This is a genomic window from Streptomyces sp. NPDC051218, from assembly GCF_044455475.1.
Classification (GTDB): domain Bacteria; phylum Actinomycetota; class Actinomycetes; order Streptomycetales; family Streptomycetaceae; genus Streptomyces.
Map to the genome: position 1 here is coordinate 331464 of NZ_JBITEU010000004.1, position 14936 is coordinate 346399.

General features: G+C 71.3%; 14 protein-coding genes. 6 read left to right on the plus strand and 8 right to left on the minus strand.

The features are described from left to right. Nucleotides 1–4: 4 nt before the first annotated feature. On the minus strand, nucleotides 5–916 hold the full coding sequence (locus ACIBCK_RS15015; RefSeq protein WP_367043019.1) for an SDR family NAD(P)-dependent oxidoreductase: 912 nt from the start codon (nucleotides 914–916) through the stop codon (nucleotides 5–7). A gap of 162 nt (nucleotides 917–1078) precedes the next feature. On the opposite strand from ACIBCK_RS15015, the gene ACIBCK_RS15020 reads away from it, so the two are divergent. Continuing rightward, nucleotides 1079–1999: a cyclase family protein gene (locus ACIBCK_RS15020; RefSeq protein ID WP_399390690.1), complete on the plus strand. Its 921-nt coding sequence runs from the start codon at nucleotides 1079–1081 to the stop codon at nucleotides 1997–1999. Nucleotides 2000–2349: 350 nt separating this feature from the next. Here the strand turns inward: ACIBCK_RS15020 and ACIBCK_RS15025 are convergent, their stop codons facing one another. From ACIBCK_RS15025 to ACIBCK_RS15035, 3 genes are all read right to left on the minus strand, one after another. Further along, nucleotides 2350–2847 (minus strand): ATP-binding protein, encoded by a 498-nt coding sequence (locus tag ACIBCK_RS15025; protein ID WP_399390243.1) that lies wholly within the window; start codon nucleotides 2845–2847, stop codon nucleotides 2350–2352. Between the two features lie 427 nt (nucleotides 2848–3274). Continuing rightward, a complete protein-coding gene (locus tag ACIBCK_RS15030; RefSeq protein WP_399390245.1) occupies nucleotides 3275–4144 on the minus strand; it encodes an acyl-CoA dehydrogenase family protein in 870 nt (289 codons plus the stop codon). A gap of 8 nt (nucleotides 4145–4152) precedes the next feature. After that, a complete protein-coding gene (locus tag ACIBCK_RS15035) occupies nucleotides 4153–5319 on the minus strand; it encodes an acyl-CoA dehydrogenase family protein (protein WP_399390247.1) in 1167 nt (388 codons plus the stop codon). A gap of 159 nt (nucleotides 5320–5478) precedes the next feature. Between ACIBCK_RS15035 and ACIBCK_RS15040 the strand changes: the two genes are divergently transcribed. Then, complete coding sequence (locus ACIBCK_RS15040; RefSeq protein WP_399390249.1) at nucleotides 5479–7077, plus strand: class I adenylate-forming enzyme family protein; 1599 nt, start codon at nucleotides 5479–5481, stop codon at nucleotides 7075–7077. A 13-nt stretch (nucleotides 7078–7090) separates the two neighbouring features. Here the strand turns inward: ACIBCK_RS15040 and ACIBCK_RS15045 are convergent, their stop codons facing one another. Continuing rightward, complete coding sequence (locus ACIBCK_RS15045) at nucleotides 7091–7603, minus strand: EF-hand domain-containing protein (RefSeq protein ID WP_399390251.1); 513 nt, start codon at nucleotides 7601–7603, stop codon at nucleotides 7091–7093. 267 nt (nucleotides 7604–7870) lie between these two features. Here ACIBCK_RS15045 and ACIBCK_RS15050 point away from each other — a divergent pair, with 267 nt between their 5' ends. Next, nucleotides 7871–8578, plus strand: coding sequence for an ABC transporter ATP-binding protein (locus ACIBCK_RS15050; RefSeq protein ID WP_399390253.1), 708 nt, complete (start codon nucleotides 7871–7873; stop codon nucleotides 8576–8578). Further along, nucleotides 8575–10848, plus strand: coding sequence for an ABC transporter permease (locus tag ACIBCK_RS15055; protein WP_399390255.1), 2274 nt, complete (start codon nucleotides 8575–8577; stop codon nucleotides 10846–10848). The genes ACIBCK_RS15050 and ACIBCK_RS15055 overlap by 4 nt, the downstream gene beginning before the upstream one ends. A gap of 25 nt (nucleotides 10849–10873) precedes the next feature. Here the strand turns inward: ACIBCK_RS15055 and ACIBCK_RS15060 are convergent, their stop codons facing one another. Then, a complete protein-coding gene (locus ACIBCK_RS15060; protein WP_399390257.1) occupies nucleotides 10874–11248 on the minus strand; it encodes an STAS domain-containing protein in 375 nt (124 codons plus the stop codon). 239 nt (nucleotides 11249–11487) lie between these two features. On the opposite strand from ACIBCK_RS15060, the gene ACIBCK_RS15065 reads away from it, so the two are divergent. Both ACIBCK_RS15065 and ACIBCK_RS15070 read left to right on the plus strand, forming a co-directional pair. Beyond that, on the plus strand, nucleotides 11488–12087 hold the full coding sequence (locus tag ACIBCK_RS15065) for a sigma-70 family RNA polymerase sigma factor (RefSeq protein ID WP_399390259.1): 600 nt from the start codon (nucleotides 11488–11490) through the stop codon (nucleotides 12085–12087). Next, nucleotides 12084–13424, plus strand: a complete 1341-nt coding sequence (locus ACIBCK_RS15070; RefSeq protein ID WP_399390261.1) for an MDMPI N domain containing protein — start codon at nucleotides 12084–12086, stop codon at nucleotides 13422–13424. The genes ACIBCK_RS15065 and ACIBCK_RS15070 overlap by 4 nt, the downstream gene beginning before the upstream one ends. Before the next feature lie 26 nt (nucleotides 13425–13450). Here the strand turns inward: ACIBCK_RS15070 and purU are convergent, their stop codons facing one another. After that, entirely contained in the window at nucleotides 13451–14323 is an 873-nt protein-coding gene (purU, locus tag ACIBCK_RS15075; RefSeq protein ID WP_399390263.1) for a formyltetrahydrofolate deformylase, read from the minus strand. 68 nt (nucleotides 14324–14391) lie between these two features. Beyond that, nucleotides 14392–14895 (minus strand): hypothetical protein, encoded by a 504-nt coding sequence (locus ACIBCK_RS15080; protein ID WP_399390265.1) that lies wholly within the window; start codon nucleotides 14893–14895, stop codon nucleotides 14392–14394. Nucleotides 14896–14936 lie beyond the last annotated feature (41 nt).

The window sequence follows — 14936 nt, forward strand, 5'->3', positions numbered from 1 at the left end:
CGGCCTACGCGTTCGGCCGGTCTTTGGCGGCGGCGGCCTTCGCCATCGCCTCCACCTGGGCCAGCAGCGGCATCGGGTCGACCCCCACCGTCCCCGGCAGGAAGTCGGCGATCTTCTCCGGGGTCCAGCCGCCCTCGACATACCCGGCCCGCAGCTCGCGCGGTTGCGCCCACACCGCGATCTTCGGGCCCGCGACCGTGTAGACCTGTCCGGTGATCTTCTCCTGCCGGGCCCGCTCGCTCAGCAGATACGTGACAAGGGCGGCCACATCCTCCGGCTCCCCGATCTCCTTCAGCTCCATGGGCACGTTGGCGGACATCCGGGTCCGCGCGACGGGCGCCACCGCGTTCGCCGTCACCCCGTACTTGTTCAGACCGAGCGCCGCGCTGCGCACCAGCGAGATGATCCCTCCCTTGGCCGCGCTGTAGTTGGCCTGCGCGACGGACCCCTGGTGGTTGCCGCTGGTGAAGCCGATCAGCGTGCCGGTGCCCTGCTTCCGCATCACCGCCGAAGCGGCCTTGAAGACGGTGAACGTGCCCTTCAGGTGCGTGGCGACCACCGGGTCCCACTCCTGCTCGGACATGTTGAAGAGCATCCGCTCCCGCAGGATCCCGGCCACACACACGACGCCGTCGATCCGCCCGTACTCGGCGAGCGCGACGTCCACGATCCGCTGACCGCCCGCCATGGTCGAGATGTCGTCGGCCACGGCGACGGCGTCGCCGCCCGCCGCCTGGATCTCCTTGACCACGCCGTCGGCTATCTCGCTGGTCGGCTGCGCGCCTTCCATGGAGACGCCGTAGTCGTTCACGACGACCTTCGCGCCCTCGGCCGCGGCGGCGAGCGCGACCGCCTTGCCGATGCCGCGCCCGGCACCGGTCACGGCCACCACCTTGCCTGCCAAGAAGTTCCCCACGTCCGGCCCCTTCCCGCGGTTTCTGACGGACCGTTAGATTCTATGACCCGTCAGACACCAGAAGACAAGCCCCGGGGAGGACCCATGTCAGACTCGGCACCCACAGGCTCCGCGGAACCGTCACCCACCGGACCGGCGTCCACAAGCACAGCCCACTCCTCGCTGCCCCCCGAGTTCTTCGACATCGCCAAACGCGTGAACAACTGGGGCCGTTGGGGTTCCGACGACGAGATCGGCACGCTCAACCTCATCACCGACGAGGTCGTCCGCGAGGCCGCCGCCACCATCCGCACCGGCCGGCGCATCCCGCTCGCACTGCCCCTCAAGGAGGACGGCGTCCAGACCGGGCTGATACCCGGCCGGGTCAACCCCCTCCACACGATGGTGCAGATCAACCAGGAGCTCTTCGGCCCCGGCACGGTCGCCACCAGCGACGACGCCGTCACGATGGGCCTGCAGACGGCCACCCACTGGGACGCGCTCACCCACGCGTCGCACTCGGGGGTGATCTACAACGGCCGCCCCGCGGACACCATCACCGCCCACACCCGCGCGCGGTTCAGCGGCATCGACAAGGTGCCGCACCTCGTCTCGCGCGGCGTACTGCTCGATGTCGCCCGCGCCAAGGGAGTCGACCGGCTGCCCGGCGATCACGCGGTCACCCCCGAAGACCTCACGCAGGCCGAGGAGTTCGCGGGGCTCACCGTCCGCGTCGGCGACATCGTCCTCGTACGCACCGGGCAGATCCAGACCTACCTGGCGGGCGACAAACACGCGTACGGCTATCCGTCCCCCGGCCTTTCGGTCCGCACCCCCGAGTGGTTCCACGCGCGCGACGTCGCGGCGGTCGCCAACGACACCCTCACCTTCGAGATCTTCCCGCCCGAGATCGAGAACCTCTGGCTGCCCGTGCACGCGCTCGACCTGGTCGAGATGGGGATGCTGCAGGGCCAGAACTGGAATCTGGAAAAGTTGTCCACAGCCTGTGCAGAAGTTTCCCGCTACAGCTTCCTTCTCTCCGCGATGCCCGAGCCGTTCGTCGGCGGCACGGGGACGCCCGTCGCGCCGGTGGCGGTGCTGTGAGCTTTCCGGACCTTCCGTGAGCCTTCGGATGGCGGCGCGCCCGGCTCCCGCCCCGAGCGCGTCGCCGCGCACGCCGCCATCCGGCTCCGGCGCGCTGGTCCTGCCCTCTTCGGCCACGAAGGGGCCGGCGCCGGCGGCGACCCACATCTCGTCAAGGACCGGGTCACGGACCACCGTCCCTCGACGTCCCCTCGCGGCGAATCGCTGCACACAAGCGTGATCAATCGGACACGGTACGTCAACACCCGTCCGGCGATTAATGAATTATGCCGCTTTTGTACCTGCCGCGCACGGCCGCGCATCGTGGCACGTGACGGCGCATGCGGGCTCCCGGCACCGCCACGCGGGGCTCAGACGGCCTCGTACGCGACGTCCTCGTAGGTCGTCCCGTCGAACGCGACCGCCGCGGCGCCGGAATCGCACCGGTCCACCTCGCACCAGATGCTCTTGCCCGCGCCCTCGGTCTGCCAGCCCCAGCGGTCGGCGAGGCCGTCGACGAGCTCAAGGCCCCGGCCATTGGTCGCGTCGCCGTCGGCATGCCGCTGCTTCGGCGGACGCGCGCTGGCGTCGGCCACCTCGACCCTGACCGTCCCCGGCCCCGCACCCGCACCCGCGGACTGCTCGGGCACGTCCGGGACGTCGGAGAGCCGCATGCGCAGCACGGCCGGACAGCCCGTGTGCACCACCGCGTTGGTGACCAGCTCCGAGATCAGCAGGATCAGCGTCTCGGCCAGTGGCTCGTCGGCCCCTATCCCGGAACCGGCGAGCCGCGAGCGCGCCCACCTCCGAGCCCGCCCCACCTCTGCGGGGTCGGGCCTGACCTCCAGCTGAACTTGAAGCACCTGCACCGCTCACACCATCCGAACCGGCGGACACATCGCCTCGCGACTCCACGGGGTCACGGAACGTGATCCCCTTGAGAGACAGCATGGTTGACGTTCAGTCACCCCAACAAGCGCTTCAGGCATATTCCAGCGCGAAGGAGTACGCGTGCGGCATACTGTGCGACGCGCGCTGCGGGGGGTCGAACAGGTGGGCATGAAGCCCCTTCCTGCACTGCGAGCGGCACGCATTGCCGGGTCCGGCGCCGCCTCAGGGGCAACACCGGCATGGCTCGACCTCAGAACCACTCGCATCTCACACAAGGTACCGGAGCGGAAGCCCGACTCCGTGCCGTGACGAGTCACGCATAGGACACAACCCGATATCGACGCTCAGTAGCCTCCCCCCACTTCGGGGACTTCACAAGTCGATCACTCTCCGCGCCCGGGAACGTCACAGCGCCGCCGCGAGCTCCTCCTCCGCACGCGCCGCCGCCTTGCCGAGGCCCGCCCGTACCCAGGCACGCTTCAGATGCAGGTGTACGTCCGCCTCCCAGGTGAAGCCCATTCCGCCGTGCACCTGAAGGCAGTCGCGCGCGCCACGCTCCGCCGCCTCGTCGGCGAGCAGCTTGGCCGCCGTTATCTCCGCTCCGTCACCGGTGACCGACGCCGCGTACACGGCGGCACGGGCGACCTCGGTGCGCACGAGCATCTGGGCGCAGAGATGCTTGACGGCCTGGAAGGATCCGATGGATCTGCCGAATTGGGTACGTTCCCGTGCATAACGGACCGCCATTTCACAGGTCCTGCCCGCACTGCCGAGCTGTTCCGCCGCGAGCAGCAGATCCGCCTCCGATGCCGCCCCGCCCTGGTGTTCGCCCGGCACCCGGTGCAGCGGCGTCAGCGGGTCGACGGAACGCAGGGGTACGGCGCCGGAGGCATCCCCGTGGACGACGTCCGCCTCGTCCAGCCAGGGGACGAGCCCGCCCGATACGTCCGTCACCACCGTCGCGCCCTGCGCCGCGCCGGTGACTTCACGCGCCGCGAGGAACGTGGCCACCAGCGGCCCGGGGAGCAGCGCTCGCCCCGCCTCCTCGAAGACCAACACGGCCTCCGGAAGCCCGAGTCCGACCCCGCCCTCCTCCTCCGGCACCCGCAGCGAGAAGAACCCGGCGTCCCCCAGCTCCCGCCACAGGGCCCGGTCGAGCGAAGGAGCCCCGGAGTTCGCGGCCTCCCGCAGGCCGGCCGCGTCGAACCGCCCGTCGAGCAGCTCGCGTACGCCGTGCTGCAACGCCCGCTGGTCCTCCGTCAGTTGGAAGTCCACGCGCCCCCTCACCGCCCCTTCGGCAGGCCGAGTATCCGCTCGGCGACGATGTTCTGCTGGATCTGCGAGGTCCCGGCGGCGATCGTGTACGAGAGCGAGGAGAGCCGGTCCAGGGTCCACTCGTGGCCCAGGTCGAGCGCCCCGGGTCCGAGCACCTCGCCCGCGGCCTCGTACAGCTCCTGGCGTGCGTGCGAGTAGCGCAGCTTGAAGACGGAACCGCCGATGCCCGGCACGCCGCCGCCCGCACGCTGCGACTCGCTGACGTTCCACTGCGTGAGCCGCCACAGCGCCCCGAACTCCGCGCTCAGCCTGCCGAGCCTGCGGCGCAGGACCGCGTCGTCCCAGCGGCCGTTCTTGCGCGCCTCGCGGGCCAGTTCACCGAGGACCCGGCGGCAGGCGACGACCTCCCCCACGAAGGCCGTCCCGCGCTCGTAGGACAGCGTCACCATCGTCACGCGCCAGCCGTCGTTCTCCGCGCCGACGCGGTTCGCGACCGGGACGCGCACCTCGTCGAGGAACACCTCGGCGAACTCGGTCGAGCCCGCGAGCGTGCGCAGCGGGCGGACCGTGATCCCGGGGGCGTCCATCGGCATCGCGAGCCACGAGATGCCGCGGTGCTTGGGCACGTCCTCGCTCACCGGCGTCGTTCGCACGAGGAGTTCGCACCAGTCGGCGACCTCCGCGTGCGAGGTCCAGATCTTGGATCCGCTCACCACGTAGTCGTCGCCGTCGCGCCACGCGCGCGTGCGCAGCGACGCGAGGTCGGAGCCCGCGTCCGGTTCGCTGAACCCCTGGCACCACACCTCGTCGCCGCGCAGGACGGGCGGCAGCCACCGGGCGCGCTGTTCCGGGGTGCCTTCGGAGGCGATGGTGGGCCCTGCGTGCAGCAGGCCCACGAAGTTCGCCCCTACGTAGGGCGCGCCCGCCTTCTCCGTCTCCTCCAGGAAGATCAGGTGCTGGGTCGGGGTGGCGCCACGGCCGCCCGCGTCGACGGGCCAGTGCAGTCCCGCGTACCCGGCGTCGTACAGCCTGCGCTGCCACCCCATGTCGTAGGCCCGGCGCCCCGGCCAGTCCAAGGGGTCCGGGCGCGGCGGCAGTTGGGGAAGGGTCCGAGCCAGCCACTCGCGCAGGCCCGCCCGGAAGGAATCCTCCTCCTGCGTGTAGGTGAGGTCCACGTCGTCCCCTCCGGTCGTCTCTCCGGCCCCTCCGGCACATCTGATGGCCCGTCAGAACGCAGGCTAGCCCCGCACCCCTGGACCGACAAGGCGGTGAGCCTTACGCTCTCCGCACGATCTGACTGCCCGTCAGTTAGTGGCCTTCGGTGAGGGGATCGCATGAGGACCTCGGAGAACGAGACCGCGTACGAGCTGGGAGCGTCAGGCACCCTCTGGGAGCTCATCGAGCGCCGCGCCCGGCTCACCCCCGACGCCCCCGTCCTCATCCAGGCCGCCGCCGACCCCGCCGCCGACCCCGCCGCCGACCGGACGCTCACCTTCGGCGAACTGCGCGCCCGCTGCGAGCGCGTGGCCGCCGGCCTCTACGAGATGGGTGTGCGCCCCGGCACCGTGGTCGCCTGGCAGCTGCCCACCCGCATCGAGACCGCCCTGCTCTCCTTCGCGCTCGCCCGCATCGGCGCGGTCCAGTCACCGGTCATCCCCTTCTACCGCGACCGCGAAGTCGGCTTCGCGCTGCGGGAGTCGAAGGCCGAGTTCTTCGCCGTGCCCGGCGTGTGGCGCGGCTTCGACCACGTGGAGATGGCCCGCAGGCTCGGCGCGCGCGGCGTCTTCGAGGCGTACACGGACGACGACCTGCCCGACGCCGACCCGTCCGTCCTGCCCGCGCCGCCCTCCGAGGGCACATCGGTGCGCTGGATCTACTGGACCTCGGGCACGACATCCGACCCCAAGGGCGTGCTGCACACCGACCGTTCGCTGATCGCGGGCGGCTCGTGCCTGGCCCACGCGCTGCATCTCTCTGCGGACGACATCGGCTCGATGGCGTTCCCCTTCGCGCACATCGCGGGCCCCGACTACACGGTGATGCTGCTGCTTTACGGCTTCCCCGCGGTGATGTTCGAGACGTTCGCACTGCCGGACGCACTCGACGGCTACCGGCGGCACGGCGTGACGGTGGCGGGTGGCTCGACCGCGTTCTACTCGATGTTCCTCGCCGAGCAGCGCAAGCTGCCGCCGGGCGAGAAGCTCATCCCCTCCCTGCGCCTCCTCGCGGGCGGCGGTGCGCCGAAGCCGCCGGAGATCTATCACGCGGTCGTACGGGAGATGGGCTGCCAACTCACCCACGGGTACGGCATGACCGAGGTGCCGATGATCACCATGGGGGCGCCGGACGACACCGCCGAGAACCTGGCGACGACGGAGGGGATGCCGCCGCCGGGCATGGAGATCCGGGTCACGGACGCCGAGGGCAAGGAGGTGCCCGCCGGGGTCGACGGCGAGGTACGGCTGCGCGGGGAGGCGGTCTGTCAGGGCTACTTGGACGCCGAACAGAGCGCCGGGGTCTTCGACGCGGACGGCTTCCTGATCACGGGCGACCTGGGCCACGTACGGCCGTCGGGGCATCTGGTCCTGACGGGCCGGGCCAAGGACATCATCATCCGCAAGGGCGAGAACATCTCCGCGAAGGAGATCGAGGACCTGCTCCACCGGCATCCGGCCGTCGGCGACGCGGCGGTCATCGGCCTCCCGGACCCCGAACGGGGCGAACGGGTCTGCGCGGTGATCGAGCAGCGGACGGGCGCGCACGACGACGCGGGCGCCCTGACCCTGGAGGCCATGACCGCGTATCTGCGCGGGGAGGGCCTGTCCACGTACAAGCTGCCGGAGCAACTGGAGCTGGTGGAGGCCCTTCCCCGCAACGAGACGCTGCGCAAGGTGCTCAAGTACAAGCTGCGGGAGCGGTTCACGCGGGGCTAGCCCACGTGCGCGCTCACTCGGGAACGGTGAAGTACGCCGCGAACGCCGCGACGATCTCCTCCTCCGTCACCCGCCCGTCCCCATCGGTGTCGAGCGAGCCGCCCGCCGCGCTCGCGATGTCCTGCGGGACGCCGAGCGCCTTCAGCACGCGCTCGACCTCCTGCGGGCTGACCGAACCGTCCCCGTCACCGTCCGCGACGGCGATCACGGCGTCCAGGAACGGCCGTGCGATCTCGGCGAACCGGGCCGGGTTGTCCCGCAGCCGCTTGACCGCGCCGCCCACGAACTCCGGCTTGGTGATCCGCTGGTCGCCGTCACGGTCGGCGATCCCGGCCATGCCCTGCCAGAAGCCCTCGGCGCCGATGTAGAGCGCCTGCCCCTTCTCGGAGCGTGCTGTCGCGCCGAACTCGATGAGCAGGGCGGCGGCCGCCGTGCTGAAGTCCTCACGGGAGATGTAGCCGTTGCCGTCCTGGTCGAAGGTGGCGAAACGGGCCGCGATCTTACGCTCGTACTCGGCACTGTCCATGGTGTTCGGGCCGCCTCACTTCTGCGGTTGGGTGCGTGTACACAGGGGGTTCCCTGGGTGTCTCTGGCAGCGAGCGTACGTCGTCGACGACCGCCCGGAGGCGGGAAGCCGACGCTTGTGCCAAGACCGGGACAAGAGAGGTTGTACCAGGAGCCGATCCTTGATGATCTTTTGGGTCTCCCTTGACTCCGTGATTCAAACTTCCCGGTTGGCATGCTGTTACGCATGCACACCGGGCCCTGACCCCGCTCCGGGCCCTGCGCCGTCTTGGGGGAAGCGATCAGTACGTCGAGCAGTACGTCAGAAGTTCTCAGCGCCACGGGAGTCGACCTCTCCTACGGCTCCACTCCCGCCGTCCGCGATGCCCATCTGACGCTGGCGCGTGGTGAGGTCGCGGCGATCACCGGGGCGAGCGGCTCCGGGAAGTCCTCGCTGCTGTACTGCCTCGCCGGTGTGCTGCCGGCCGCGCGCGGTGAGGTGCGGTTCGAGGGGCGGGCGTACGGCGGGCTCGACGACGAGGACATCAGCGCCTTGCGCCGCGAGCGCTTCGGCTTCGTCTTCCAGTACGGCGAGCTGCTCCCCGAGCTGACCATCGAGGAGAACACCGCGCTGCCGCTGCGCCTGGCAGGACAGCGCAAGCGCCCCGCGCTCGAGGCCGCCGCCGAGGTACTCGACCGGCTCGGGATCGCCGACCTGCGCGAGCGCAGGCCCTCGCAGGTGTCGGGCGGGCAGAGCCAGCGCGTCGCCGTGGCGCGGGCCCTGGTGCACCGGCCCGCGGTCGTCTTCGCCGACGAGCCCACCGGCTCGCTGGACAGCGCCAACGCCGCCACCGTCCTCAAGGAGTTCCTGGGCCTCGCCCGCTCGCAGGGGACCTCCGTCCTGCTCGTCACGCACGACCCCACGGTCGCCGCCCAGGCCGATCGCAACTACTCCATGGCCGACGGAGTCCTCACCGCGAAGGGCGCCTCCGCATGAGCGAGTTCCTGCTCGGCCTGCGGCTGCTCTTCGGCTCCGGGCGCGGCACCCGCGTACGTTTCCTGCTGATGGCCCTCGGCGGCTCCCTCGGGGTCTGTTGCCTCGCGCTCGTCCTGACGATCCCCTCGATCCTGGGCGCCCACGACGGACGGGCCGCCGACCGCGACCCACAGGTCTTCGCCGGCAAGAGGTCCGGGCAGCCCACCCTCGTCCTGGAGCGCACCGATCCGCACGGCTCGAAGCCGTTCGGCCGCGTCTTTCTCGCCCGCGGCAAGGATGCCGACAGGGTGCAGCCTCCGCCCGGCCTGAGCGGACTCCCCGCCGCCGGCGAGGTGTACGTCTCCCCCGCACTGCACGATCAGCTCCGCCGCGAGCCCGGCCTGAAGGGGCTGCTCCCCGGCGAGGAGAAGGGGCTGATCGGCCCCTCCGGCCTGACCGACCCGAACGAGCTCTACGCCTACGTCGGCACCACGCGATCCGACCTCGCCGACGACGCACGCGCGCTGAAGAGCTTCGGCTCCGAGCACCCGCCCACCACGGCCGTGGAGAAGTCCACCCTCGACATCCTGCGCTTCACCCTCGCCGCCCTCGTGCTGCTGCCGCTCGGCGTCTTCCTCTCCGTCTGCGCCAAGCTCTCCGCCGCCAGCCGCAACCGCCGCCTCGCCGCGCTACGCCTCCTCGGCCTGAGTGCCAAGGGCACGCAACGCGTGAACGCCGCCGAGACCGTCGTCGCCGCCTTCCTGGGGGCGCTGCTCGGGCTCGGCGAGTTCTGGCTCCTGAACCAGATCATGGCGAGGACTGGGCTGCCGGGCCTGAAGTGGTACCCGGCCGACGGCGCGCTCTCCGCGTCCACCGTCGCCCTCTGCCTGATCGGCTGCACCGCGCTCTCCTGGTTCGTGGGCCGGGCGAGCGCCCGCGCGGCGGCCACCAACCCGCTGAGCACCCGGCGTACCGCCGCCCCGCGCGCGCCCCGCGTCTGGGGCGGCCTGCTCCTTGTCACCGGGCTCGGCATCGTCATCGGCTACTGCGCGACCGGCCTCACCGACCACCCCGCGCAGAGCACCGGCATCAACTCCCTCCTGGTGCCCGGCGGGGTGCTCCTCACCGGGCTCGGCCTGGTGCTGGTCATGCCGCTGCTCTCGTACGGCATCGCCACGCGTCTGGCCCGCTCCGGCAACCTCGCCCTGAGCCTGGCCATGCGCCGCAACGAGGTCGAGCCGGGCAGCGCGATGCGCGTGGTCACGGGACTCGTCCTGCTGGTGTTCTCGGCGTCGCTCGCCCAGGGCGTCCTGGTGGAGGAACAGCAGATCACCCGCTCCGACTCGCCCGTCCAGGAGTACGGCCTGCGGCTCTCGCAGCTCGGCGAGGAGCAGCAGGCGAAGCTGCGGGACATCCCCGGGGTACGGGCGGACGCGATCGTGATGGAGCCGCACACCGACCCCACCAAGGAGGGCGGCGACTGGCAGGCCCCCGCCCTGGTCGCCACCTGCGCACAGCTCGCGAAGCTGGTGGAGCACTCGGCGGGCTGCGAGGAGGGCAAGGTGCTCCGGCTCCAGGACCCGGACGTGTCCGAGTCCCCCCTCAAGCTCTCGACGTACGTGATGAAGCAGCAGGACGGAAAGCGGACCTCGCTGAAGGTGAAGGTGCCGAGTGCCACCGTCCTGTTCGACGGGTACGAGGTCACCAACATGCCGAGCCCCGGCCTCCTGGTGCCGCCCTCCGAGCTCCCGGCGCACGCCCTGCCCGCCGCGGCCACGCTGGTCCTCACGAGCAGCTCGGAGCCCGGCACCGTACGCGACGTCCTGGACCGCATCGGCGCCGTCGCGCCCACGGCGGACGTCGACCCGGCGGGCATCAACATCGACGGCCTCCAGCAGATCACCGTGATCGAGACGCTGCTCGCGCTCGGCATGGTGATGGGCCTGGTCATCGGTGTCGCGGCGTTCCTGGTCTCCGTCACCGACCGGGCCATGGAGCGCCGACCCCAGGTCACGGCGCTCTCCTTGATCGGCGCGCGGGCCCGCACCCTGCGGCTCGTGCAGTGCACGCAGGTCGTACTGCCGCTGGCCGTGGGCCTGCTGCTCGCCCTCGTCGCGGGGAAGCTGGCGGAGTCCGCCTATCTGGTCACCGGCGGCGGCGAGATCTTCTGGGACGGGGCCGGGGTTCCGCTGCTGGTCGCGGCCATGGCCGGGGTGCTCGTCCTGGCGGTCGTGGGGACGCTGCCGCTGGTCGGGCGGCGCATCGACCCGGAGCTGATCCGGCGGGACTGAGGGACGGTGTGGCGCCGGAGCGGTGTCACGCCGAGAGCGGGATCGCCTCGTCGTCCACCGCTGCCGCGACGTCCGGGTAGACCTCGAAGAGGCGGCGTACGCCGAGGGCCGCGAGGACGCGGTTCACGTGGGAGCCGTCCTCCGCGCCCTTCGCGGGCAGTATCAGGCGCAGGCGGCCCTGGCAGGAGCGGAAGAGGCGGCGGGTGGCGATCAGTACGCCGACGCCGCTGGAGTCGCAGAAGAGGACGTCCGAAAGGTCCAGGACCAGGCTGTGGCGGCCGTCGGCGACGGCGTCGTGCACGCGCTGGCGCACGACAGGCGAGGTCACCAGGTCCATCTCGCCGGACACCCGCAGGACGGCCCAGCCGTCCTGCTCGTCCACGGCCACCTGCAGCGTCACTCGCACGCCTCTCGCTCGCTGATACCGCTCGCTCGTAGCTCGCCGATGCGGAAGCCTTCCCTACGCTTCCTACGTCGCGGCTGCCCCGCCTCTTCTCCATGAAACACCAGTGATGCCGCTCCCTATCATCCGAGGCCGGACGCGGGCGCACTTTGCCTTAAAGGGAGTGCGTTGTCGGTGGTGGCGACTACATTCGATGGAGGGTTCGGGCAAGGAACGGCACGCGCAGAGGGGGCCGCATGGCGAAGGAAGCGCCGCGCCGCTGGGACCGCCGCATGCAGCAGCGACTGGCGCACGGGGAGGCGGCAGCCCTCGGCGAGCTGTACGACCGCTTCGCCTCACTCGTGCACGGCCTCGCCCACCGGGTGCTCGGCGACGAGGACGCCGCCGACCGGATCACCCGCGAGGTCTTCGCCCACGTCTGGGAGAACCCCGACGCGTACGACCCCAAGCAGGGCCCCCTGCGCTCCTGGGTCGCCACGCTCACCCACCAGCGGGCCGTCCGGCGCCTTCGCCAGACCGAGTCCGCCGCCCTGGCCCGCGGCGGCGAGGGCACCACCGAGGACCTGGAGCGCAAGGTGCGCCGCGCGTCGGCCGCCGCCCGCGCCGACTACATCGTCACGGCCATGCCCGCCCCGCTGCGCGCCGCCCTGGAGCTGGCCTACTTCCAGCGGCGTGACTACCGCCAGACGGCGGCCGATCTCGGCGTGACGGAGGACGAGGCGCGGCGCCGTCTGCGCCTCGGCCTGCAACTGCTCTCCACCGCGAACGACGCGGCGGCCCCCGCGGAGCCCCACCCCTCACGGCGCGCCCGCCCCGGGTACGGGAGAGCGCTGTGAACGGGCCCGGCCGACAGGACCCGTTCGAGGAGCCGGACCGCCCCGAGAACGGAGACGGCAACGGCAACGGCAACGGAATCGGCGGCGGAATCGGCGGCGGTGAGCACAGGGACGCCCGTCGCCCGCCTCGTATACCGCTGCCCCGCACCTCCATAGAAGACACCGGCAACCCCTTGCCCGACCCTCCGCTCGCCCTCGACCACCGCGTCCTGAAGTCCCTGCTCGGGGCGTGGGCGCTGGCCGCCTGCTCGGTCGAGGAAGCCGTGGCCGTCGAGGAGCACCTGGGCCACTGCGGCCCCTGCGCGGAAGAGGCGCTGCGGCTGCGCGACGCGGTGGGTCTGCTGCACCAGGAGGAGAGCCTCGACCTCGACCCGGCCCTGCGCAACCGCGTCATCGAGAGCTGCCTCGGGCGGCGCCCGCCCCGTATCCCGGTGCCCGAGTGGGCCGTTCCGTACGACGCCGAGACCGCGCGGCTCGACGCGCTCCTGCGGGACATCGGCGACTCGGAGTGGCACGCTCCGGTGCGTCTGCGGTGGTTCGAGGAGGACAGTCCGGTCAGCCGCAAGACGACGGTGGCCGGCGTGATCGCCCACCTCCTCGCCGTCGACGGCCTGGTCGCGCTGGCCCTCGGCCTCGACGACCCCCTGGGCAGGGAGGCGCCACCGCAGTCCGGTCCGGGCCACCGCACCGAGGCGTACTGGCGCGCCTCGTACTTCCCGCCCACGCGCGCGGTGCGCGGCCCCTGGCGCGAGCAGACCCACGAGCTGATCCGCACGGTGTCCTTCACGGGAGGCGGCACGCACGGCTCGAGCTCGGGCTCCGGCGGCCTCGCCGTCCCGTACAGCCCTCCGGACGAGCAGGGCAACCGCGTCGAACTGCCGCTGCGGGACTCGATGCTCGACCGCGCCTTCGAGTGCTGGATCCACGCCGGTGACATCGCGGAGGCGGTGGACTATCCCTACGAGCCGCCGTCCCCGCGCCATCTGCACCGCATGATCGACCTCGCCGCCCGGCTGCTCCCCGGCACGCTCGCCGACCGCCGCCGCGCGGGGCTCGCCGCTCCGGTGCACGGCCTGGTCGCGGCGGGCGCCCCGGGCCGCAGCCTGCGCCTGGAGGTCGAGGGCATGGGCGGCGGCGAGTGGTTCATCCCCCTCGACTCCCCCGGCGCCGACGCGTCGGCGGACCGTGAGGTGGCCCATGTGGCGCTGGACGGCGTCGAGTTCTGCCGCCTTGCCGCGGGCCACGTCTCTCCGGAGGAGGCAGCGGCGGGGCAGGTCGGGGACCGCGAGGCGATCAGGGACGTGCTGTTCGCGGCGGCGTCACTGAGCCGGATGTAGCCGACGGAGATCCGCCGGATCAGGCTCTAGGCGAAGACGACCGTCCGGCGGCCGTTCAGCAGGATCCTGCGCTCGGCGTGCCACTTCACGGCTCGGGCGAGCGCCTGGCATTCCACGTCACGGCCGATCGCGACGAGCTGGTTCGGCGTGACGTCGTGGCCGACCCGCTCGACCTCCTGCTCGATGATCGGGCCCTCGTCGAGGTCCGCCGTCACATAGTGCGCGGTGGCGCCGATCAGCTTCACACCGCGCGCATGCGCCTGGTGGTAGGGCTTCGCGCCCTTGAAGCTCGGCAGGAAGGAGTGGTGGATGTTGATGATCCGGCCGCTGAGCTGCTTGCAGAGGTCGTCCGAGAGGACCTGCATATAGCGGGCGAGGACGACGAGCTCCACGTTCTCCGCGCGCACCAGCTCCAGGAACTGCGCCTCGGCCTCCGCCTTGTTGTCCTTCGTCACCGGGATGTGGTGGAAGGGGATGTCGTACGAGGCGACGAGCTCGGCGAAGTCCGTGTGGTTGGAGACGACCGCGGCGATCTCGACCGGCAGCGCGCCGATCCGCGAGCGGAACAGCAGGTCGTTCAGGCAGTGCCCGAACTTCGAGACGAGGAGGACGACACGCATCTTGTCGTCGGCGCGATGCAGCTGCCAGTCCATGTGGAAGGAGTCGCCGATCGCGGCGAAGCTCGCCCGCAGCTTCTCCACCGTCACCGGCGGCTCCGCAGAGAAGTGGACGCGCATGAAGAAGAGTCCGGTGTCGTGGTCGCCGAACTGCTGACTGTCCTCGATGTTGCAGCCGGTCATGAAGAGATAACTCGACACGGCGTGCACGATGCCCTGCTTGTCCGGGCAGGAGAGGGTGAGGACGTACTGCTCAGCGGGGGCGGGGACCTTCTCGTTCATGCGCCCAAGGTTCCCACAACCAGGGCGCCCCACGGGACCACGGCCGTTCCCACCGGACGGGAAAGTTCCTAGCCCGCAGACCGGGTCATGATCCGCAGCACCTCGAGCGTCCGCGGCGGTACGTCCGGTTCCTCGCCGTCACTGACGGAGAGTCGCACATGCGCCTCGCGCGCCGCACGGACCGCCTCCGGCCATCCCGGGTGGTCCAGATAGGCGGAGACCAACGCGTCGGGCCCGACCTCGTGCATGATCCGCAGCACCCGCAGCACCGCCGTGTCGACCAGGGCCGCCTCCTCCGCGTCGCGGAAGATCGTCCCCACGTACTTCTCGGCGGACCAGTTGTCGAGCCACGTGTCCTCGACCAGCCGGTACACGGCGTCGGTCACGTCCCCGTACTCCTCGCGCCCGGCGAGCCAGCACTCACGCTGGAACCCCGGGTCGGAGAGCATGTGAAGAGCCGAGCGCACGTTGCTGCGCCAGCGCCACCACGGCATGTCGTTCGTTGGCATGCCGCCCATGGTGCTTGAGCGACGGCCACGACGGGAAGAGTTCTCCGAACCTTGCACGGTCATCGATCGTACGTTCCCCCTCCGGGCGGCCGAACCGGCCCCTG

Excerpts from the sequence above, each read along its gene's own strand:
- ACIBCK_RS15040 (WP_399390249.1), top strand. The coding sequence starts at position 5,479 with ATGAGGACCTCGGAGAACGAGACCGCGTACGAGCTGGGAGCGTCAGGC.
- ACIBCK_RS15045 (WP_399390251.1), bottom strand. The coding sequence starts at position 7,603 with ATGGACAGTGCCGAGTACGAGCGTAAGATCGCGGCCCGTTTCGCCACC.
- ACIBCK_RS15055 (WP_399390255.1), top strand. The coding sequence starts at position 8,575 with ATGAGCGAGTTCCTGCTCGGCCTGCGGCTGCTCTTCGGCTCCGGGCGC.
- ACIBCK_RS15065 (WP_399390259.1), top strand. The coding sequence starts at position 11,488 with ATGGCGAAGGAAGCGCCGCGCCGCTGGGACCGCCGCATGCAGCAGCGA.
- purU (WP_399390263.1), bottom strand. The coding sequence starts at position 14,323 with ATGAACGAGAAGGTCCCCGCCCCCGCTGAGCAGTACGTCCTCACCCTC.
- ACIBCK_RS15080 (WP_399390265.1), bottom strand. The coding sequence starts at position 14,895 with ATGACCGTGCAAGGTTCGGAGAACTCTTCCCGTCGTGGCCGTCGCTCA.